This window comes from Novosphingobium sp. AAP83, from assembly GCF_001295795.1.
Lineage (GTDB): Bacteria > Pseudomonadota > Alphaproteobacteria > Sphingomonadales > Sphingomonadaceae > Novosphingobium.
In genome coordinates this window covers 37,886-57,295 of record NZ_LJHY01000057.1, presented here as the reverse complement: position 1 = coordinate 57,295, position 19,410 = coordinate 37,886, and the positions used below count along the sequence as shown (strand labels likewise).

At 61.0% G+C, this 19,410-nt stretch carries 19 protein-coding genes; 11 read left to right on the top strand and 8 right to left on the bottom strand.

Annotated features, from left to right (window positions below; genetic code table 11):
* The first annotated feature begins 6 nt into the window (after positions 1–6).
* Complete coding sequence (locus IP81_RS17325) at positions 7–3,450, top strand: acyl-[ACP]--phospholipid O-acyltransferase (RefSeq protein ID WP_231627102.1); 3,444 nt, start codon at positions 7–9, stop codon at positions 3,448–3,450.
* A gap of 7 nt (positions 3,451–3,457) precedes the next feature.
* Here the strand turns inward: IP81_RS17325 and dcd are convergent, their stop codons facing one another.
* Genes dcd through IP81_RS17305 form a run of 4 tightly spaced genes read right to left on the bottom strand, consistent with a single transcriptional unit; the run spans position 3,458 to position 5,671 of the window.
* Positions 3,458–4,012, bottom strand: a complete 555-nt coding sequence (dcd, locus tag IP81_RS17320; protein WP_054109252.1) for a dCTP deaminase — start codon at positions 4,010–4,012, stop codon at positions 3,458–3,460.
* A 20-nt stretch (positions 4,013–4,032) separates the two neighbouring features.
* Positions 4,033–4,467, bottom strand: coding sequence for a cytidine deaminase (locus IP81_RS17315; protein ID WP_054109251.1), 435 nt, complete (start codon positions 4,465–4,467; stop codon positions 4,033–4,035).
* Positions 4,464–5,159, bottom strand: coding sequence for a glycoside hydrolase family 25 protein (locus IP81_RS17310; RefSeq protein WP_054109250.1), 696 nt, complete (start codon positions 5,157–5,159; stop codon positions 4,464–4,466). The genes IP81_RS17315 and IP81_RS17310 overlap by 4 nt, the downstream gene beginning before the upstream one ends.
* 29 nt (positions 5,160–5,188) lie before the next feature.
* Positions 5,189–5,671 (bottom strand): UPF0262 family protein, encoded by a 483-nt coding sequence (locus IP81_RS17305; RefSeq protein WP_054109249.1) that lies wholly within the window; start codon positions 5,669–5,671, stop codon positions 5,189–5,191.
* A 117-nt stretch (positions 5,672–5,788) separates the two neighbouring features.
* Here IP81_RS17305 and IP81_RS17300 point away from each other — a divergent pair, with 117 nt between their 5' ends.
* On the top strand, positions 5,789–7,306 hold the full coding sequence (locus IP81_RS17300) for a replicative DNA helicase (RefSeq protein WP_054109277.1): 1,518 nt from the start codon (positions 5,789–5,791) through the stop codon (positions 7,304–7,306).
* Positions 7,307–7,393: 87 nt separating this feature from the next.
* Positions 7,394–7,738 (top strand): DNA-directed RNA polymerase subunit omega, encoded by a 345-nt coding sequence (gene rpoZ / locus IP81_RS17295; protein WP_054109248.1) that lies wholly within the window; start codon positions 7,394–7,396, stop codon positions 7,736–7,738.
* 125 nt (positions 7,739–7,863) lie between these two features.
* Here the strand turns inward: rpoZ and IP81_RS17290 are convergent, their stop codons facing one another.
* On the bottom strand, positions 7,864–8,247 hold the full coding sequence (locus tag IP81_RS17290) for a nuclear transport factor 2 family protein (protein WP_054109247.1): 384 nt from the start codon (positions 8,245–8,247) through the stop codon (positions 7,864–7,866).
* Between the two features lie 87 nt (positions 8,248–8,334).
* Complete coding sequence (locus IP81_RS17285) at positions 8,335–9,033, bottom strand: dienelactone hydrolase family protein (protein WP_054109246.1); 699 nt, start codon at positions 9,031–9,033, stop codon at positions 8,335–8,337.
* 116 nt (positions 9,034–9,149) lie between these two features.
* Between IP81_RS17285 and IP81_RS17280 the strand changes: the two genes are divergently transcribed.
* The 7 genes from IP81_RS17280 to IP81_RS17250 all read left to right on the top strand — a co-directional run bounded on the left by IP81_RS17280 (position 9,150) and on the right by IP81_RS17250 (position 16,299).
* Complete coding sequence (locus IP81_RS17280; protein WP_054109245.1) at positions 9,150–9,404, top strand: DUF6489 family protein; 255 nt, start codon at positions 9,150–9,152, stop codon at positions 9,402–9,404.
* 31 nt (positions 9,405–9,435) lie between these two features.
* The gene (mnmE, locus tag IP81_RS17275; protein ID WP_054109244.1) at positions 9,436–10,734 is read left to right on the top strand and encodes a tRNA uridine-5-carboxymethylaminomethyl(34) synthesis GTPase MnmE; all 1,299 of its coding nucleotides are present in this window, start codon (positions 9,436–9,438) and stop codon (positions 10,732–10,734) included.
* Positions 10,735–10,794: 60 nt separating this feature from the next.
* Positions 10,795–12,642, top strand: coding sequence for a tRNA uridine-5-carboxymethylaminomethyl(34) synthesis enzyme MnmG (gene mnmG, locus IP81_RS17270; RefSeq protein ID WP_054109243.1), 1,848 nt, complete (start codon positions 10,795–10,797; stop codon positions 12,640–12,642).
* Positions 12,639–13,325 carry a 16S rRNA (guanine(527)-N(7))-methyltransferase RsmG gene (rsmG, locus tag IP81_RS17265; protein ID WP_082356276.1) on the top strand — a complete coding sequence of 229 codons (687 nt, stop codon included), beginning with the start codon at positions 12,639–12,641 and terminating at the stop codon, positions 13,323–13,325. Before mnmG ends, rsmG begins: the two co-directional genes overlap by 4 nt.
* Complete coding sequence (locus tag IP81_RS17260) at positions 13,322–14,098, top strand: ParA family protein (protein WP_054109242.1); 777 nt, start codon at positions 13,322–13,324, stop codon at positions 14,096–14,098. Before rsmG ends, IP81_RS17260 begins: the two co-directional genes overlap by 4 nt.
* Entirely contained in the window at positions 14,095–15,033 is a 939-nt protein-coding gene (locus IP81_RS17255; RefSeq protein WP_054109241.1) for a ParB/RepB/Spo0J family partition protein, read from the top strand. The genes IP81_RS17260 and IP81_RS17255 overlap by 4 nt, the downstream gene beginning before the upstream one ends.
* Positions 15,034–15,144: 111 nt before the next feature.
* Positions 15,145–16,299, top strand: a complete 1,155-nt coding sequence (locus IP81_RS17250) for an acyl-CoA dehydrogenase family protein (RefSeq protein WP_054109275.1) — start codon at positions 15,145–15,147, stop codon at positions 16,297–16,299.
* Positions 16,300–16,371: 72 nt separating this feature from the next.
* On the opposite strand, the gene IP81_RS17245 is transcribed toward IP81_RS17250, so the two are convergent.
* The gene (locus IP81_RS17245) at positions 16,372–17,115 is read right to left on the bottom strand and encodes a glycine zipper 2TM domain-containing protein (protein WP_082356275.1); all 744 of its coding nucleotides are present in this window, start codon (positions 17,113–17,115) and stop codon (positions 16,372–16,374) included.
* 127 nt (positions 17,116–17,242) lie between these two features.
* Entirely contained in the window at positions 17,243–17,725 is a 483-nt protein-coding gene (locus IP81_RS17240) for a GAF domain-containing protein (RefSeq protein ID WP_054109239.1), read from the bottom strand.
* A gap of 83 nt (positions 17,726–17,808) precedes the next feature.
* Between IP81_RS17240 and IP81_RS17235 the strand changes: the two genes are divergently transcribed.
* Entirely contained in the window at positions 17,809–19,269 is a 1,461-nt protein-coding gene (locus IP81_RS17235; protein WP_054109238.1) for a sorbosone dehydrogenase family protein, read from the top strand.
* The last annotated feature ends 141 nt before the right edge of the window (positions 19,270–19,410 follow it).

Sequence of the window (19,410 nt, the reverse complement as noted above, 5' to 3'; positions counted from 1 at the left end):
GTATTCATGTCTGCGCCTGATCTCGGCTTGCTTGTCCAGCGCCGCTTCGGTCCGATCTTTACGGTCCAGTTCCTGGGCGCTTTCAACGATAACCTGCTCAAGTTCGCGATGCTTTTCCTCGCCAACTTCGGCATTTATGCAAGCGCGCCAGAACAGGCAAAGTTGCTGGCCGCCATTGCCACCGGCCTGTTCATCCTGCCCTATTTCCTGTTTTCGGCGCTGGCGGGGCAAATCGCCGATACGCTCGACAAGGCGCGGCTGATTCGCTGGATCAAAGGGGCCGAAATCGCGATCATGGCGGTGGCGCTGGTCGGTTTCTGGACCACGTCGATCCCGCTGCTGCTCGCCAGCCTATTCCTGATGGGCTTGCATTCCTCGCTGTTTGGCCCGGTCAAGTATTCGATCCTGCCGCAGCATTTGCGCGATGATGAAGTGATGGGCGGCACCGGCCTGATCGAAGGCGGCACCTTCCTTGCCATTCTGGGCGGACAATTGCTCGCCGGGCTGATCCCGCCGTGGGAGGCAGGCATCGCCGCGATGGGAGTGGCACTGGCCGGTTTCGCCATCAGCTTTGCCATCCCCCCCGCCCCCGCGATCCGGGGAGACCACCGGATTGATTGGAACCTGTGGCGCGGCACGCTCGAAATCCTTGGTACCGCGCGTGAAGGGCGTGGCGTATGGCTTTCGATCCTTGGCATAAGCTGGTTCTTTGCCGCAGGCGCTGTGCTCGTCAGCGAATTCGCGCCTTTGGTCAGCGGGACGCTTGCGGCCAAGCAGGAAGTCGCAACGCTGTTCCTCATCGTGTTTTCGGTGGCGATTGCGATTGGCTCGCTCCTCGTCAACCGCTTGCTCAAGGGCGAGGTTTCCGCCCGCTATGTGCCGATTTCAGCGCTGGTCCTCGCCGGTGGCCTGATCGACCTGTGGATCGCTACAAGCGGCTTTGCGGTACACACTGCGGGCGCTTCGACCGCGCAATTCCTTGCAACCCCGGGCGCCTGGCACATCCTGTTCGATCTTGGCGTAATCGCGGTTTCGGGCGGCATGTTTATCGTGCCGCTTTACGCCATCCTCCAGATCGCCAGCCCGCCCGAAAAACGCTCACAGATCATCGCGGCCAATAATGTGATAAACGCAGGCCTTACCGTGCTGGCGGTGCTCGGCGTTACCGCTCTTCTTGCCGCCGGGATCGATGTGCCCGGTCTGATCGGCGCGCTGGGCTTTGCCACGCTCATCGTCGCGCTCGCCAGCGTGTGGCTCCTGCCTGAAACCCTGTTCAAAAGCTGCATCCGCTGGACGCTCAAGCTGCTGTTCCGGGTTGATGTCCACGGCATTGAAAACATGCCCAAGCCGGGTGAGCGCGCCGTTGTCGTGGTCAATCACGTCAGCTTCCTTGATGGCCTGCTGCTCGGTGCGTTTCTTCCCGGCAAGCCCACGTTTGCGATCAACACGCACATCGCCCGCTCGCTATTGATCCGCCCGTTCCTCAAACTGTTCCGCGCCTTCCCGGTTGATCCGACCAACCCGATGGCTGCCAAGGCGATGGTCAAAGCGGTGAAAGAAGGCCGCACCCTGGTGATCTTCCCCGAAGGCCGCATCACTCGCACCGGCGCTTTGATGAAAGTGTTCGACGGCCCCGGCATGGTGGCCGACAAGGCCGATGCACCGATCATCCCGGTCCGCCTAGATGGCCTGCAATACACGCCGTTCAGCCGGATGCAGGGCAAAGTGCGCATGCGCTGGTTCCCCAAAGTTTCGCTCACCGTCCTGCCCCCGCGCCGCTTTGCGATCGAAGGCGAGATGAGCGCCCGCCAGCGCCGCGCCGTGGCCGGTCGCCGCTTGTACGACGAGATGAGCGCGATGATCTTCGCCACGTCCGACACCGGGCGCACGCTGTTTGAAGCGCTGTGCGAAGCGCGCGAAATCCACGGCGGCAAAGCGCTGGTGGTGGAAGATGTGAAGCGCGAACCGCTCAGCTATGACCGTTTGCTCGCGGGCACCACCGTTCTGGGCAAGCGCCTTGCCCAAGGTACGCAAGTTGGCGACGCGGTCGGTCTGTTGCTGCCCAACGTCAACGGCGTGGTCGCTGCATTCTTCGCTCTACAGGCCCACGGCCGCGTTCCGGCAATGCTCAACTTCACTGTAGGTATTGCCAATATGCGCTCTGCCTGCGCCACAGCGGCGATTCACACTGTTGTAACAGCCCGTGCATTCGTTGAGCAGGCCAAGCTCGGCGATGTGATCGCCGCGCTCGAAGCCGATGGCCAGCGCGTTGTTTATCTTGAGGATATCGGCGCGCAGATCGGCGCGTTTGAAAAGCTGCGCGCGCTGGTTTTTGCAGGCCGCGCCGAACGCCGCCACCAGCGGCTTGGCATCTCGCCCGATGCACCCGCGGTGATCCTGTTCACCAGCGGATCGGAAGGCGTGCCCAAAGGCGTTGTCCTGACCCACCGCAATCTGCTTTCAAATCTTGCCCAATTGGCGGCGCGGATCGATTTCAACTCGAGCGATATCGTGCTCAACGCCCTGCCGGTGTTCCACTCGTTCGGGCTTACCGGCGGGACACTGCTGCCCTTGCTCAACGGCATCCGCGTGGTGCTCTACCCCAGCCCGCTGCATTACCGGATCGTGCCCGCGCTTGCCTATGATGCCAATGCCACAATCATGTTTGGCACCGATACGTTCTTGTCGGGCTATGCCCGCATGGCGCACGGCTACGACTTCTACTCGCTGCGCTATATCTTCGCGGGCGCCGAAAAGGTGCGCGACGAAACCCGCCGGACATATGCCGAAAAGTTCGGCTTGCGCATTTTCGAAGGCTATGGCGCGACCGAGGCCGCACCGGTCATCGCGGTCAATACGCCGATGCACTTCATGGCCGGATCGGTCGGCCGCGCGCTTCCGGCGATCGAAACCCGGCTTGAGGATGTGCCCGGTATCACCGAAGGCGGACGTCTGTATATTCGTGGGCCGAATGTGATGGCAGGCTATTTCCTCGCCAGTGATCCGGGCAAGCTGCAACCACCACACGAAGGCTGGCACGATACCGGCGATATCGTCACCATCAATGATGCGGGCTTCATCACGATCCGTGGCCGCGCCAAACGCTTTGCCAAGATCGGGGGTGAAATGGTCTCGCTGCCAGCGGTGGAAGGCTATGCCGCCAAAGTCTGGCCGGGCTTCGAACATGCCGTCGTCACGCGGCCCGATCCCAAAAAGGGCGAACAACTGGTGATGTTCACCACCGCACCGGATGCCGGACACAAGACGCTACAAGTCTGGGCCAAGGCCAACGGCGTTGCCGAACTGATGATCCCGCGCGATATCCGTATTGTCGAAGCCCTGCCCGTGCTCGGCACCGGCAAGCTCGATTATGTCACGATGAACGCGATGGCGGCGACAGCAGCGACCGTGACCGAGCCTGCCGAAACCGACGAGGAAATGGCCGACTGACGCCAGATCAAAGCTTGGGCAGAGTCACCCCGCGCTGCCCCATGTATTTGCCTGCGCGGTCGGCATAGCTGACCTCGCACGGCTCGTTGCCTTGCAGGAACAGGAACTGGCACGCGCCTTCGTTGGCATAGATCTTGGCGGGCAGGGGCGTGGTGTTCGAGAATTCGAGCGTCACGTGCCCTTCCCAGCCGGGTTCCAGCGGGGTGACGTTCACAATGATGCCGCAGCGCGCATAAGTGCTTTTGCCAAGGCAGATCACCAGCACATCGCGCGGGATCCGGAAATACTCGACCGTGCGGGCCAGCGCAAAGGAGTTGGGTGGGATCACGCAGCAATCGGTCTTGCGGTCAACAAGGCTGGCGCCATCGAAGTTCTTGGGATCAACAATCGCCGAATCGACATTGGTGAAGATCTTGAATTCATCGGCCACACGCGCATCATAGCCATAGGACGATAGTCCATAGCTGATACAGCCATCGCGGCGCTGGTTCTCGACGAAAGGCTCGATCATCGCCTCGGTCAGCGCTTTGTTGCGAATCCATTTGTCGGACAGAATGGCCACGTCAGATTCCCCTAATCGGTTCAGATAAGATTGGCTGGACCGAAAGCGTTGGGCAATAGCACCGACAGGCGCATTTCCACCACTTCGTGTTCACCCACGCATAGCACCAGCGGATCGGTGCCGCCCAGCGCCGCCAATTCGTTCAAGACCTGGCGGCAGCGCCCGCATGGGCTGACCGCCGCTTCAACTTGCCCCTGCATGCCGCCCAACACCGCCACCGCCAGCAGACCGCCGCGCCGTCCGGCATGGGCGGCAATCGCACAGGCCACCGTCTCGGCGCAAAGCGATAGGCCGTAACTTGCATTCTCTACATTCGCGCCGGTGATAATCGCGCCATCATCAAACAGCAGCGCCGCGCCCACATGAAAGCCGGAGTAGGGCGCATAGGCCGTGCCCATCGCTGCACGCGCCGCCGCGATCAACGCGTCACGGTTATCAGCCAGAATATCGCTCATTTTTGCACCACCACCCAACGGATCGGCCCGGACGTGGCGTTCAGCCGTAACCGGTGTGTTGCGGTCCACATCACCCAAGGCCGTCCGGCATAGCCCGGTTCAATGAAGTCCTGCGAGACCCAGATGTGGCGGTCAATCATCGCGGCAAGATGAAATTGCTGCTCCAGCCCACTGGAAACCATCAGAATCACCTTGGTCTCAACATGCTTTTCCACCTGATTAAGGAAGGTCGTCAGCTCGCTTTGCATTTGCGCTTCGCCGGGAACGGCAGGGCAAGTGCGCGAATCGATGTCAAGCGCGATGGCAGGCGGCAGCATATCCTTATCGCGCGGCACCACGGTGACGAAGTTTGCGGCCTGCGCCTCTGCCGGGGCGCACAAGTCATAGACATGGACCGCGCCCACTTGCATCCCGCGCCCGCGCGCCGCCTCAACCGCCTTGCCGAACGCCGTATCGCGCGTGCCCGTGCCTTCACTGGCGGTCAGATAAACAAAATCGGCCCCTGCGCCGCGCAACAAGCGCCAATCCACCACGCCGTCATCATCGCTGAGCCAAGCACCCTGAACCTGAAAATCGGCACGATCAGGCCGCCAGGTGCGCGCTGTCCACCACGCAAAGCCCGCAGCGACCAGCGCGACCAACAGCAATGCCGCCATCAGGCGTCTGCGCGCCGGGTTCCGTTTTCTGGCCATGGTGAAATTTACGCGCCTTCAGTCTCGGGTCAGGCCCTGATATGCAGCACGCAGATCAGGGTGAAAAGCCGCCGCGCGGTGGGAAAATCGGTCTCGATCTTTCCCTCCATCCGCTCCAGCAGCATATCGGCCGCTTCGTTATGGATGCCGCGCCGGGCCATGTCGATCGTTTCGATTTCCATCGCGGTCGCTTTGCGAATGGCTTGATAGTAACTATCGCAGATCGCGAAATATTCGCGGATCGGGCGGCGAAAGCGGCCAAGCCCGAGGATCACCGTCTCCAGTGCATCTCCGGCATCGTTGGCCACCGCCAAAATCAGCCGCCCGTCGTCAACCGCCAATCGCAGCCGATAGGGGCCTTTGTGGCCGGCGCTGAACGAACGCAGGGGTTTAAATGCGTTTTCTTCGATCAGATCGAAAATCGCTACACGACGTTCTTGCTCGATATCGGCATTGCGCCAGATGATCGTCGCTTCGTCCAGCTCAATATGCGAGATGCGCGGGTCGGCCATGAGGATGTCTGTCTTACAGACGCACGGCCCACGGGCAAGTGCTTAACGAATTCCCTCCCCGCTATCCACAGGCCCCCACCGTTGCCGCCAAGCGCGCAGTGAGGCACTATGGCGCCCATGTCAGCCAGTGAAGCCATCCTGTCCCGCGAACCATCCGAGATTCGCACCCTTCCTTCCAACGTCGAAGCAGAGGCTGCCTTTCTGGGCGCGGTGCTAATCGACAATCGCATTCTTGAAGAACTGCCAACCCCGCTAAAGCCCGAGCACTTCTTTGCCGCCGTGCACGGGCGGGTTTATGAGCGTATTCAAGCTCTTATTGACCGTAAAGCCGTGGTTACCCCGGTTACGCTCAAACCCTATTTCGAAACGGACGAAGGCCTGAAAGAACTGGGCGGCACTGCCTATCTTGCGCGGCTGACGTCAGACGGGCAGGGCTTGCTCAACCCGCGCGAGCTGGCCGAACAGGTCTATGATCTGGCGCTGCTGCGCGAATTGATCACGGTTGGCCGCAATCTGGTCGAAGGCGCGCTCGATACCAGCGATTCGGTGGCACCGCTGGAGCAAATCGAAAAGGCCGAAGCTGCGCTCTATGCCGTGGCCGAAGGCGCGCAAACCGGCAGTGAGGCGCAAAGCTTTGGCGTTGCCACGCGCACTTCGCTGGAAATGATTGAAAAGGCGCTGCTCTCGGGCGGCCACATCTCGGGCAAGACCACGGGCCTGACCTCGGTCAACGAAAAGATCGGTGGCCTGCACGATTCCGACCTTATCATTCTGGCCGGACGCCCGGGCATGGGCAAAACCTCGCTCGTCACCAATATCGCATTCAATGCAGCAGACCGTCTGCGCCGCGATCTGGGTGATGGTATTACGCTGAAAGATTCGGTTGGGGCAGGGGTCGCCTTCTTCAGCTTGGAAATGAGCGCGGACCAGCTCGCCACGCGTATTCTGGCCGAACAATCGGGCATCAGTTCCGAAGCGCTGCGTATGGGCCGGATCAGCCGCGAGGACTTCCAGCAACTCTCGTTCGCCAGCCAGCGCCTCGCCGAATTGCCGCTTTTCATTGATGATACCCCGGCGCTGACCATCGGCGCGCTGCGTGCCCGCGCACGCCGGCTAAAGCGTCGCCACGATATCGGCCTGATCGTGGTCGATTACCTCCAGCTGCTGCAAGGTTCGGGCCGATCAGGCGATAACCGCGTCAATGAGATCTCGGAAATTTCACGAGGCCTCAAGACTTTGGCCAAGGAATTGGCGGTTCCCGTCATCGCGCTTTCACAGCTTTCGCGCGCGGTGGAGCAGCGCGAAGACAAGCGCCCGATGCTGTCCGACCTTCGCGAATCAGGCTCGATCGAGCAGGACGCCGATATGGTCTGGTTCGTGTTCCGCGAGGATTACTACGTCGCGGCCAAAGAACCCAAAGTACCGCAGGGCAACGACGATTCGAAAACGCAGGAAGCGCATGCTGCTTGGCAGGCCGAAATGGAGCGGGTCTATGGCCTTGCCGAACTGATCGTGGCCAAGCAGCGTCACGGCTCTACCGGCAAAGTCCGCCTGCGATTCGAAGCCAAAGTCACCCGGTTCAGCGATCTTGCGCCCGACGATATGCGCGCCAATTCCTTTGGAGATGATGAATAGCGCTGAAGTCGGCATTTCCTTGACTTTTCCACACTTGCAGCTTAGCTACCGGTCTTTCCATCTTTACCAGTATATCGGAGTGCCCTGATGGCGCGCGTTACCGTCGAAGATTGCGTCGACAAAATCCCTAACCGTTTCGACCTTGTCCTGCTGGCGGCTGAGCGCGCTCGCGCGATCTCCGGTGGTGCAGAGCTGACGATTGACCGTGATCGCGACAAAAATCCTGTCGTAGCCTTGCGCGAAATCGCTGAAGAGACGGTTCGCCCAACGATTCTCAAGGAAAACCTGATCCAGTCGCTGCAACGCGTGCTGCCTGATGACGATGATGAAGTCGATGAAATCGGCTCGCTCTCGCAATCAGCCGAAGCGCTGCGCATCACCGCAGCTGCGCCTGTGCGCAACACTTCGCTTGGTGCTGATTACGACGGCTGATCCACGGCGAAAGCTAATGCTTGAAACCCCCGGCCACAAACCGGGGGGTTTTTGTTGGTTAAAGAATGAAGAGCCCACCCCAACCCCTCCCGTAAACGGGAGGGGGGAAAGTGACGCGCTGGCCCTCAGGTATTCTCCATCCGCGCGGCCATCAGTTCCCAGACCTTGTTCATCGCCTTTATAGGGCGGATCATCACCTTGAAATCCACGATCCGGCCTTCGAGATCGAAGCGGATCAGATCGATGCCGTTGACCGCGATCCCGTCCATCTCGCATTCGAACTCAAGGCAGGCTTCCGGCCCGTCGATCAATTCGCGAACATAGCGGAAGGTGCCATTGCCGAAGACCTGACCCGCCGCCGTCAGGTACATCAGCACCTTTGCGCGGCCAGCTTGGGGTGTGTGCACCACGGGCGAATGGAACACCGCATCATCGGCGATCAGATCGTCAAGTGCATCGGGATCGCTGTCCAGCATGTAGCGGTGCCAAGCTGCCAAACCAAGTTTCATGCGGTGTCTCCCGTGTGATGATGATATGGTCGAAATTTGGGGCAGGGCAGGGGCGCCGGCATTGATCCGGCGCAATCCGCGCCCGAGTTATCCCAGATATTGCGCAAAGAAATCGCGTGTCCGCTGGTCTGCAAGCGATGCACCTTCTTCGTTGCGGCGGCTGCCCGTCTCGGCAGCAAAACCGTGATCGAGCCCGACGTAATCGTGCAGCGTCACTTTGGGGTGCGGATCAAGCCCGGCGTGGATCGCGGCCTGCGCATCCGGCCCGACAAAGTGATCGGCGGTAGGGATGTGCAGCAACAGCGGGCTGGTGATACTTTCCGCCTCATCCAGCATCTGGTCAATCATCGCGCCATAATAGCCGACCGCAGCATCGATGCCGGTCCGCGTGGCCGCCATATAGGCCATGCGACCGCCAAGGCAGAACCCGACGAGGCCGACTTTGTCGATGCCTTCATAGTTCCGCAGGAACCGCATCGCGGCTTCGATATCCTGAATGCCCTTGTCGGGATCGTATTGCCCGAAATAGCCGAAAGCTTCCTGCATCTGTTCGGGCACATCGGGGTCAAGCTGAACGCCGGGAGCAAATCGCCAGAAGATATCGGGGGCCAGCGCCAAGTAGCCAAGACCGGCCCAGGCCTTGCACTTGTGGCGAATGCCAGGGTTCACACCAAAGATTTCCGGCACCACGATAATCGCCGCGCGGATCGGCCCTTCTGGTGTGGCAAGATAGCCCGGAATTTCGCCTTCATCGTTCAGCGCTGCAAATGTGATCTGCTCACCCATTGTCGTTCATCCTGTGCATTGTCCGCTTTGGTCGAAGCTATGTTGGCCCCGACCGTAGACTTTGCCAAGCGTGCATGACACTCTGATATCAACGAATTTGACGTGAAGGATGCGCGATGAAGGTAACGGTGGAAGTTGATTGCACACCCGAAGAAGCCCGTAGCTTCCTTGGCCTGCCAGACGTTTCGAAAGCCAACGATGTCTACGTCGATAACATTGCCAAGGCGATGCAGGGCGTGACCAGCATCGAGCAGCTTCAGGGCTATGTGAAGCAGGTGGCACCGATGGGCGAAATAGGCCTCAAGCTGTTCCAGCAGTTCATGGAGCAAGGCGGAATGAGCGGGTTCTCGGGCAAGAATGCGAAGGACTGACGCGCGCGATGTGATGGTGTAGGGCAGGGGCGTGACCGATACGATCTTTGCCCTGTCATCAGGCCCGCCGCCCGCCGGAATCGCCGTGATCCGCATCAGTGGAACGCAGGCAGGTGCCACCCTTGCCGCGCTGGCCGGGAAGCTTCCACCCCCGCGCCGCGCCAGCCTTGCCACTTTGCGTGATCCCCATGATGGCACCGTGCTGGACCGCACAATGGTGTTGTGGCTTCCCGGACCCGGCACCGCCTCGGGTGAGGACAGCGCCGAGTTGCACCTCCACGGCGGACGCGCCGTCGTCAGCGCCGTTGAAGCCGCGCTTGCCCGCATGCCCAATCTGCGGCGGGCGCAAGCCGGGGAATTCACCCGTCGCGCCTTCGCCAATGGCCGGATCGATCTGGCCGAGGCTGAAGGCTTAGCAGACTTGCTCTCCGCTGAAACCGAATTGCAGCGCCGCTCTGCCATGGCGATGGCCGATGGCGCGCTGTCGCGCGAAGTGGGCCGCTGGCGGGAAACGCTGCTTGGCTTGTCGGCGCGGCTTGAAGCGGCGCTCGATTTTTCGGACGAGGACGATGTGGGTGAGGGGGACAGCCTGCTGCCTGCAAACTTTGCGCGCGATTGCGCAAGCTTGGCGAGCGATCTGAAGCATTGGCTGGCCCGCCCGCGCGCGGAGCCTTTGAAGGAAGGCTTCCGCGTGGTTCTGGCCGGACCGCCCAATGCGGGCAAGTCTACGCTGTTCAATACGCTGGTCGAACATGAAGCCGCAATTACCGCTGCCGAGCCCGGCACGACGCGCGATGTCTTGACCCATGCCGTGGCGCTGGATGGCGTGCCGTTCACCTTCGTGGATACCGCGGGATTGCGCGATGAAGGTGCTGGCGAAATCGAGCGGATCGGCATTGCGCGTGCCCTTGCTGCGGCAGAGCGCGCGGACCTGATCCTGTGGCTGGGGCCGGAAGGGGAGGGGCCACAGGACCGGCCGCTGTGGGAAGTGGCGGCGCAATGCGATGCGAGCGATGCACCGCCCAAGTCTGGCAATGCGCTGCACCTTTCGGCACTGACGGGTGAAGGGATGGACACCTTGCGGCAGGCGCTGATCGCTCACGCCAAAAGCGCATTGCCCGCGCCTGGAGAGGCCGCGCTAAACCAGCGCCAGCATCGCCTGCTGGCGCAAGTTGATGAAACACTTGCGCGAAACCAACATGAGCAAGACCCTTTGATCGCTGCTGAGCACTTACGCCTTGCACGACGAGCTCTGGATGAATTGGTCGGGCGCACAGGCATTGAGGATATGCTCGACACGTTGTTCGGGCGGTTTTGCATCGGTAAGTAATGTTTCACGTGAAACACAAACCGCTTTGACCGACCCACGCATTCGCACTATCGACGCACCATGCACCAATTCGATATCATAGTCGTCGGCGGCGGACATGCCGGCGTTGAAGCGGCGAGTGTGGCTGCGCGGATGGGCGCGCGCACGGCGCTGGTCTCGTTCGACCCACAGACCATTGGCGCGATGAGCTGCAATCCGGCGATTGGCGGGTTGGGGAAGGGGCATCTTGTCCGCGAGGTTGACGCCTTTGACGGATTGATCGCGCGCGCCGCTGATGCCGGGGCGATCCATTATCGCATGCTCAACCGGTCCAAGGGCAGTGCGGTGCAAGGGCCACGGGTGCAGGCAGACCGTAAGCGCTTTCGTGCGGCGATCCAGCAAATGATCGGCGCGCAGGCCAACCTCTCGGTGATCGGTGGCGAAGCTGCCGCGCTGCGGTTGGAAGGCGGCAAAGTTACCGGACTCGACCTTGCCGATGGCACGGCATTGGCGGCGACGGCGGTTGTGCTGTGTACCGGCACGTTCCTTGGCGGACGGCTGTTTCGGGGCGAAGAGCGCATGGAAGGCGGGCGGATTGGCGAGGATGCCGCGCACCGCCTTGCCCGGCAATTGCGCGATGCGGACCTGCCGATGGCGCGGTTGAAGACAGGCACGCCACCGCGCATTGATGGCCGGACGATTGATTGGGCGCACCTGCCCGAACAGCCGAGCGACGCCGAGCATTGGACGATGTCACCGCTCAACACCGCGCGCCCCTTGCCCCAAGTGTTCTGCGCGATTGCCCGGACCAATGCCCGCACGCATGATATCATCCGCAGCGGGCTGGACAGGTCCCCCTTGTTCACCGGCGCGATTGATGCGCAAGGGCCGCGTTATTGCCCTTCGATCGAAGACAAGATCCACCGCTTTGGTGACCGGGACGGGCACCAAGTGTTTCTGGAACCGGAAGGGCTGGACGATCCTCTGGTCTATCCCAACGGCATTTCCACATCGCTTCCGACCGACATCCAGGTGGCGATGATCCGTTCGATGGAGGGCCTGGAAAGCGCCGAGATCACGGTGCCGGGCTATGCCGTGGAATATGATCACATCGATCCGCGCGCCTTGCGCCGCAGCCTTGAGGTGAAAGCCATCCCCGGTCTGTACTGCGCAGGCCAGATCAACGGCACGACCGGATATGAGGAAGCCGCCGCGCAAGGGCTGATCGCGGGGCTCTATGCCGCCGCTACCGTGCTGGGCCGCGATGCCCCCGAACTGGATCGCGCCAACAGTTATATGGCGGTGATGGTCGACGACCTGACGTTGCACGGGGTGAGCGAGCCTTACCGAATGTTGACCGCGCGCGCCGAATACCGCCTGCGGTTGCGCGCGAACAATGCCTCGACGCGGTTGACGCCGCTGGGCTTGGCGGTTGGCTGCATCGGTGACGAACGGCGGAATTGGTTTGAGCAGCGCTGCGCGGACCGCACGGCGCTGGACGCCGCGCTGGCGCAAGAGGCGAGCGCCAATGATCTGGAGCGTGAGGGCATGGCCGTTCGCGCGGACGGATCGCGCCGTCCGCTGACCGAATGGCTGCGCTTCCCCGAAGTGACACTGGCGGGCTTGAGGCCTTGGATCGGGGAAGGTGAACTTGATCCTCTGCTGGCCGAGGAAGTGGAAGAGGATGCGGCCTATGCGCCCTATCTTGCGCGGCAAGAGGCCGAGCTGCGCGATCTGCGCGCATCGGATGGCGTGCCGCTGGGCGACGGGTTTCCCTTTGCAGATGTCCCCGGCCTTTCACGTGAAATGGTGGAACGCCTGACCATGGCACAGCCCGATACGCTGGCTGCCGCCGGAAGGATCGCGGGGATAACGCCGGCCGCAATGGCCAGTCTTCTGGTGCATGCGCGCCGCCGGATTGCGGCATGATGATCGCTTCGGAAGCAGAGGCGCAAGATTGGCTGCGCGCAGAACTGGGCGTGGACGATGCAGCGATGGCGCGGCTCGGACTGCTGGTAGACATGCTTCTGGCCGAGAACGAACGCCAGAATCTCGTGGCGCGCGGAACGCTGCCGCATGTCTGGCAGAGGCATATCCTCGATTCAGCGCAACTGCTCCATGTTTCACGTGAAACATTGCCTGACGGAACCTGGCTCGATCTGGGGACGGGGGCAGGCTTTCCGGGACTGGTGGCGGCAGCGCTGCAACCCGAACGTCCGTTTGTGCTGGTTGATTCGCGGCGTCTGCGCACCGAGTGGCTACAGAGAGCCGCTGACGCGCTGGGGCTGACGAATGTACGCGCTGTACTTTCGCGGGTTGAGGACTTGCCATCAGGCCCGCACGCGGTGATTTCTGCGCGCGCATTTGCACCATTGGACAAACTTGTGACTCTATCCGCACGGTTTTCCACACCAGACACGTTTTGGCTGTTGCCCAAAGGGGCTGGCGCACAGCATGAACTGCAAGTGCTTCCCGAATCGTGGCGTCATGTGTTTCACGTGAAACAATCGCTGACGGATCCCGATGCCGGGATCATCGTTGGCCGCCTGCTGGAAGGGAAGCATGCCGCCACTGTTGCGTCCCGATCTTCAAAGAAGGCCAAGCGTTCATGATTACAATCGCGGTCGCAAACCAGAAAGGCGGAGTGGGCAAGACCACGTCGGCCATCAATATTGCCACGGCGCTGGCAGCCACAGGCTGGAAGACGCTGCTGATCGACCTTGATCCGCAAGGCAATTGCTCCACCGGGATCGGCATTTCAACCGCAGAGCGTGAGCGGTCGTCCTATGATTTGCTGATAGATCAGGCGCGGGTGTCTGATTGCCTGCTGCCAACCCGCATTCCCAATCTCGATATCGTGCCTGCCACGGTTGACCTGTCTGGCGCCGAAGTGGAGCTGGTGACAGTTGAGGACCGCACGCACCGTTTGCGCAAAGTCCTGGCCGAAGATACCGGCCACGATATTTGCCTGATAGATTGCCCGCCGTCATTGGGCCTGTTGACACTGAACGCGCTGACCGCTGCTGATTCGATTCTGGTGCCTTTGCAGTGCGAGTTTTTCGCGCTGGAGGGGTTGAGTCAATTGTTGCAGACGGTCGAGCGCGTCCAGGAACGCTTCAATTCCGGCCTGACCATCCTTGGCGTGGTTCTGACGATGTATGACCGGCGCAACCGGTTGACCGATCAGGTGGCAGAAGATGTGCGATCATGCCTGCGCGAACTGGTGTTTGAATCCGTCATCCCGCGCAACGTGCGTTTGTCAGAAGCGCCGAGCCATGGCTTGCCCGCGCTGATCTATGACCATGCTTGCCCCGGATCGCAGGCCTATATGAAACTGGCGCGTGAACTGATTGCGCGACTGCCCGAACGGAGGATTGCCGCATGAGCGAGGATGCAGTGAAGGTGGCCCCGCGGCGCACCGGTCTCGGTCGTGGGCTTGGCGCACTGATGGGGGAAGTTCGCCGGGAGGAGCCGGTGGCGCGCATTTCAGTGGGTGGTACAGATGGCGGCGTGGCCCGCGATGGCGGCTTGGCGCTGCTTGCGGTCTCGTCGATTGAACCACACCCCGAACAGCCGCGCCGTCATTTTGATGAAGAGGCACTGGAGGAACTGGCGCAATCTATTGCAGCGCGCGGTGTGATTCAGCCGGTGATCGTGCGCCCCTTGGGCAACAATCGCTATCAACTGGTCGCAGGCGAGCGGCGTTGGCGTGCGGCGCAGAAGGCGCAAGTGCATGAAATTCCGGCTATCGTTCGCAAACTGGACGAGCGGGAGGTGGCAGCGCTGGCGCTGATTGAAAACTTGCAGCGCAAAGATCTGAACCCAGTTGAAGAAGCGCGCGCCTATCAGCGTCTGGCTGATACCGAAGGGCTGACCCAACAAGAAATCGCCAAGTTCGTTGATAAATCGCGCAGCCATGTGGCGAATATGATGCGTTTGCTGGGCCTGCCGGACGATGTGCTGGAAATGGTCATGCGCGATGAATTGTCGATGGGCCATGCCCGCGCGCTGATCAATGCGCCCGATCCCGCCAGCCTTGCGCGCGATGCTGCGACCAAGGGATTGTCGGTTCGCGATGTGGAGAAGCTGGCGCGCAAGGCGGCGCGTCCCGAGCCAAACCGGAGGCAGGCGCGTGCAGCCAAGGACCCGTTCGGACAAGCCGATATTGTTGCGATCCAGCAGCACCTTGAGGACTTTTTGGGCCTGAAAGTGACTGTTGCTGCCGATGCAGATCCGGTATCGGGAACGGTGACGATCCGTTACAAGACGCTCGACCAACTCGACCTGATTTGCCAGCGCCTGACCGGCGGTGAATTCTGATAACAGGATCGCCCTGAAGGAAATTAATTAAGCGATTAAATTCCCATTGACCGGTGGCCGGAGTCGCGTTTACTTTCGCGCGCAACCAGAACATCACCGGAGAGAATGGCCATGTCGCTCGATATCATTCCGCGCAGTGCGTATAACGAAGATCACGCGGCGTTTCGCGAATCCGTGCGGCGTTTCCTGCAAGACGAAGTTGCCCCCAATGCCCAGCAGTGGGCCGAAGACGGAATCGTCCCGAAATCGATCTGGCCCAAGGCAGGCGCACTGGGAATGCTGTGCCCCACGGTCCCCGAAGAATATGGCGGGCTGGACCTCGACTTTGGCTATAACGCGATTGTTGATGAAGAAAGCGCCTATTACGGACGCGCGACCACCGGCTTTTCGCTGCATTCCGATATCGTCGTCAATTATCTGGTGGCTTATGGATCGGAAGAGCAGAAGCGCAAATGGTTGCCGCTGATGGTTTCAGGTGAGGTCATCACCGCCATCGCGATGACCGAACCTGGCACCGGCTCTGACCTTCAGGGGATGCGCACGACTGCTAAGAAAGACGGCAACCATTATGTGATCAATGGTTCGAAAACCTACATCACCAATGGCCAGAACGCCGATCTGGTGCTGGTTTGTTGCAAGACCGACACCGAAGTTCAGCCGGCGTGGAAGGGTGTTTCGATTGTGCTGGTCGAGGCCGATAGCGAGGGCTTCCAGAAGGGCCGCAACCTCGACAAGATCGGGATGGACGAGGCCGATACCTCGGAATTGTTCTTCAACGATGTGCGCGTGCCGATCACCAATTGCCTGGGCGAAGAGGGTAAGGGCTTCATCTATTTGATGAGCGAATTGCCGCAGGAGCGCCTCTCGATTGCGGTCAGCGCGCAAGCATCGGCGCAGCGGGCCTTTGACGATACGGTTGAATTCACGCGTGAGCGCAAGGCGTTTGGCAAGCCCGTGCTCGATTTCCAGAACACGCGCTTTACGCTGGCGGACCTCAAGACCAAGCTGCAAGTGGGCTGGGCGCATCTTGACTGGGCGCTGGCGCGGCATTTGCGCAAGGAACTGACCGCAGAAGAGGGGGCTGCTGCCAAGCTGTGGCACACCGAATTGCAGTGGGAAGTGATGGACAAGTGCCTGCAACTGCACGGCGGCGCTGGTTACATGAATGAATATGCGATTGCGCGGGCATGGCGCGCAGCGCGCGTGACGCGGATCTTTGGCGGCACGAACGAAATCATGAAAGAACTGATCGGGCGCAAGCTTTGATCTGATCCAAAGCGAACGGCCCGCTTCTCATCCAGAAGCGGGCCGTTTCACGTGGAACAGGGTGGATCGCGATCAGCCCGTATAAACGCGCTTGTCCTTGATCCGCTTTACCCGGGGTGCAGGGGCGCTGCGGGGGATCGAGCGGCGGCGCACGGGCACATCAACCCAGCGTTCCGTCACAGTGGTGGTTTCAACGCAGGGTTGTTGCGGCCCCGTCATCACCGGCACCATCATGTAGCCATAAGGCGCATAACCGCCTGGGACACCATAACCGGGCGCGCCTCGCGCCTGCACGGACCGCGCATAGTCATCGCATTCGCGGCGCAGATCGCGGTCTTCGGACTTGTCGATCACCTTGCCGGCGATAGCACCGACTACGCCTCCGGCTACACTGCCAAGCACACGGCTACCGCGGCCAGCGATACGATTGCCCAGCACGCCGCCGACCAGACCGCCGAGCAGCGCGCCGCCAATACCGCGATCACCATAGACCTTGCGGCAACGCTCTTCCATTTCGGCCCAGCGCGGATCTGCCTGTTGCGGGTAGGCCTGCTGAGGGTAAGCCTGAGGAGGGTACACCTGCTGCGGATAGGCCTGCTGCGGTGAGGCATAAGGCTGGGCCATGACTGTCATCGGCCATGGAGCGCCTGCCATGGGCGGATAGTATACCGGGCCTTGGCCACCATAGGCCTGTCCGGGATAAGCGCCCTGCATCGGCGCAGGGTGGCGATCGTGCGCCATGGCTGGCGAAGCGGCGAGTGTGGCAATGACGAGCGCGGCGCTGGTCAATCCGGAAAGGCTCATACGGCGAAGCATCGGTGTTCCCCCTAGGGTCCGGCGCAGCTTGCACCGGGTGTTAAGAAGAAACTTACCATCACATGTCACAGGAATCCAAGGTTCCAACTGGCACAGAGTCAGCGCTGTCCCGAATCGGGGCAGGAATCTAGATGGAGTTTACCAGTGCCGCAGCCAGCGCCTCTACCCCGCGCGTATCGTCGTGGGTGAAGCGGGCAGGGGTGGGGCTATCGAGATCGATCACCGCGATCACCCGGCCATCGCGCACGACCGGCACGACCAGTTCAGACCGGCTGAGGGCATCGCAGGCGATGTGGCCGGGGAAGGCGTGGACATCGGGGACGAGTTGCGTTTCCCCGCTGGCAGCGGCGGTGCCGCAAACGCCCTGGCCCATCGCGATGCGGATGCAAGCGGGCTTGCCGATGAACGGGCCGAGGACGAGGCCATCGCCCACCACGCGATAGAAACCGGCCCAATTGAGATCGGGCAGGAATTGCCAGAGGAGCGCAGCAACATTCGCCATGTTAGCCACGCTATCAGACTCACCCGTGGTGAGGGCGCGGGCGGATTCGACAAGATCGGCGTAAAGGTCGGCGCTCGATTGGCCGGGGGTGGGGGCGAAGCTGAACATGATGAACGCTTTAGCGCAACTTGCAGCGCATCGCCAACACGTCCCCATTGCCCAAAACACTTTGCCGGCATAGATTTGCGCGCATGAACCTTATCAAGAAAATCCTGATTGCGCTGGCCGTGATCCTCGTCCTGTTTGCGATTTATGTCGCATGGTCCATTCGCGGGTCTTCTGCGGAGTACTCCTTGCAGGACACCACGGGCATCCGGCCCAAGATGGCCCTGCCCGATAGCCAGATGATCCCGACGATCCGCACAGCCGATCCCATCGGTTGGAAGGACGGAGAGGCACCTGTGGCCGCAAAAGGCCTGCAAGTGAGCCGCTTTGCCGACAAGCTAGACCATCCGCGCACCGTGGTGGTCCTGCCCAACGGCGATGTTCTGGTGGCCGAAACCAATTCGCCGCCCCGCACGGAAGATGGAATCACCGGCGCGGTGATGGGCTATCTCATGCGCAAGGTAGGCGCGGGCGGAAAATCGCCGAACACAATCGTGTTGCTGCGTGATGGCAATGGCGATGGCAAGGCCGAGCAGCGCTTTACAATGAAGAACCCCGCGTTGAGTTCACCGTTCGGTATGGTGCTGCGCGAGGGCCGTTTGCTGGTAGCCAATCACGATGCAGTGCTCTCATTCCCTTATGAACTTGGCCAGACGACGCTTTCGGGGACCCCGGAAAAGCTGGTCGATCTGCCCGGTGACGGCAATCACTGGGCACGCAACCTGATCCTGAGCGCCGATGGCAACCTGCTCTACATCACCGTCGGCTCTGCCTCGAACATCGCCGAAGGCGGTATTGAGACGGAAAAAGGCCGCGCGATGATTCAGGAGTACGACTTTACCAAGAAGCGTATGCGCGAATTTGCCGGAGGTTTGCGCAACCCCAATGGCCTGGATTGGAACCCCAACAGCGAGGAACTGTGGACCACGGTAAACGAGCGCGACATGCTCGGATCGGACCTTGTGCCCGATTACCTGACCAATGTGCCGTTCGGTGCCAACTATGGCTGGCCGTGGGTATACTGGAAGCGCAACATCGATTGGCGGGTTGATGCACCGATGCCGCAATACCTGATGGAATATGTGCGCAAGCCCGAATACGGGCTTGGCGCGCACGTTGCGCCGCTGGGACTTGCCTTTGCCAAGCAGGGCAACCGCATGGGCGCAAAATTTTCCAGCGGGGCCTTTGTGGCGCGGCATGGATCGTGGAACCGCCGTCCATTGGCGGGCTATGACGTGGTCTTCGTCGGCTTTGACCAGCGCGGCAATGCGCTGAAGCAGCCACCGCTGCCGGTGTTGACGGGCTTTCTTTCAGACTCTGAAGAGGCACACGGACGGCCCACGTGGGTTGCCTTTGCCAAAGATGGTGCGTTGCTGGTGAGCGACGATACTGGCGGCGTGATCTGGCGGGTGATTGCACCGGGCGCTGAGCCTGCGCCTGCACCGGTTGTGCTGCCAAAGCGGGTGGCACCGCCCAAACCCAAGGGCACGGGCCGGTTCATGATGAAGGCCAATGAGGATTCTGATTTGTTGAAGGGGCAGAATTGAGGGATTTTGACAATGTAAAGTTAGCTTGAGGTTTCACCCACCCCCCTCGACAAGCTCAGGATGAGCGGAAAGGGGGGTGTGAAGTGGTGCTTCTTGCCTAAAACTCATCATCCCCGCTCATCCCGAGCTTGTCGCAGGACC

Excerpts from the sequence above, each read along its gene's own strand:
- IP81_RS17325 (WP_231627102.1), top strand. The coding sequence starts at position 7 with ATGTCTGCGCCTGATCTCGGCTTGCTTGTCCAGCGCCGCTTCGGTCCG.
- IP81_RS17315 (WP_054109251.1), bottom strand. The coding sequence starts at position 4,467 with ATGAGCGATATTCTGGCTGATAACCGTGACGCGTTGATCGCGGCGGCG.
- IP81_RS17310 (WP_054109250.1), bottom strand. The coding sequence starts at position 5,159 with ATGGCCAGAAAACGGAACCCGGCGCGCAGACGCCTGATGGCGGCATTG.
- IP81_RS17305 (WP_054109249.1), bottom strand. The coding sequence starts at position 5,671 with ATGGCCGACCCGCGCATCTCGCATATTGAGCTGGACGAAGCGACGATC.
- IP81_RS17300 (WP_054109277.1), top strand. The coding sequence starts at position 5,789 with ATGTCAGCCAGTGAAGCCATCCTGTCCCGCGAACCATCCGAGATTCGC.
- rpoZ (WP_054109248.1), top strand. The coding sequence starts at position 7,394 with ATGGCGCGCGTTACCGTCGAAGATTGCGTCGACAAAATCCCTAACCGT.
- IP81_RS17290 (WP_054109247.1), bottom strand. The coding sequence starts at position 8,247 with ATGAAACTTGGTTTGGCAGCTTGGCACCGCTACATGCTGGACAGCGAT.
- IP81_RS17285 (WP_054109246.1), bottom strand. The coding sequence starts at position 9,033 with ATGGGTGAGCAGATCACATTTGCAGCGCTGAACGATGAAGGCGAAATT.
- IP81_RS17280 (WP_054109245.1), top strand. The coding sequence starts at position 9,150 with ATGAAGGTAACGGTGGAAGTTGATTGCACACCCGAAGAAGCCCGTAGC.
- mnmG (WP_054109243.1), top strand. The coding sequence starts at position 10,795 with ATGCACCAATTCGATATCATAGTCGTCGGCGGCGGACATGCCGGCGTT.
- rsmG (WP_082356276.1), top strand. The coding sequence starts at position 12,639 with ATGATGATCGCTTCGGAAGCAGAGGCGCAAGATTGGCTGCGCGCAGAA.
- IP81_RS17260 (WP_054109242.1), top strand. The coding sequence starts at position 13,322 with ATGATTACAATCGCGGTCGCAAACCAGAAAGGCGGAGTGGGCAAGACC.
- IP81_RS17255 (WP_054109241.1), top strand. The coding sequence starts at position 14,095 with ATGAGCGAGGATGCAGTGAAGGTGGCCCCGCGGCGCACCGGTCTCGGT.
- IP81_RS17250 (WP_054109275.1), top strand. The coding sequence starts at position 15,145 with ATGTCGCTCGATATCATTCCGCGCAGTGCGTATAACGAAGATCACGCG.
- IP81_RS17245 (WP_082356275.1), bottom strand. The coding sequence starts at position 17,115 with ATGCTTCGCCGTATGAGCCTTTCCGGATTGACCAGCGCCGCGCTCGTC.
- IP81_RS17240 (WP_054109239.1), bottom strand. The coding sequence starts at position 17,725 with ATGTTCAGCTTCGCCCCCACCCCCGGCCAATCGAGCGCCGACCTTTAC.
- IP81_RS17235 (WP_054109238.1), top strand. The coding sequence starts at position 17,809 with ATGAACCTTATCAAGAAAATCCTGATTGCGCTGGCCGTGATCCTCGTC.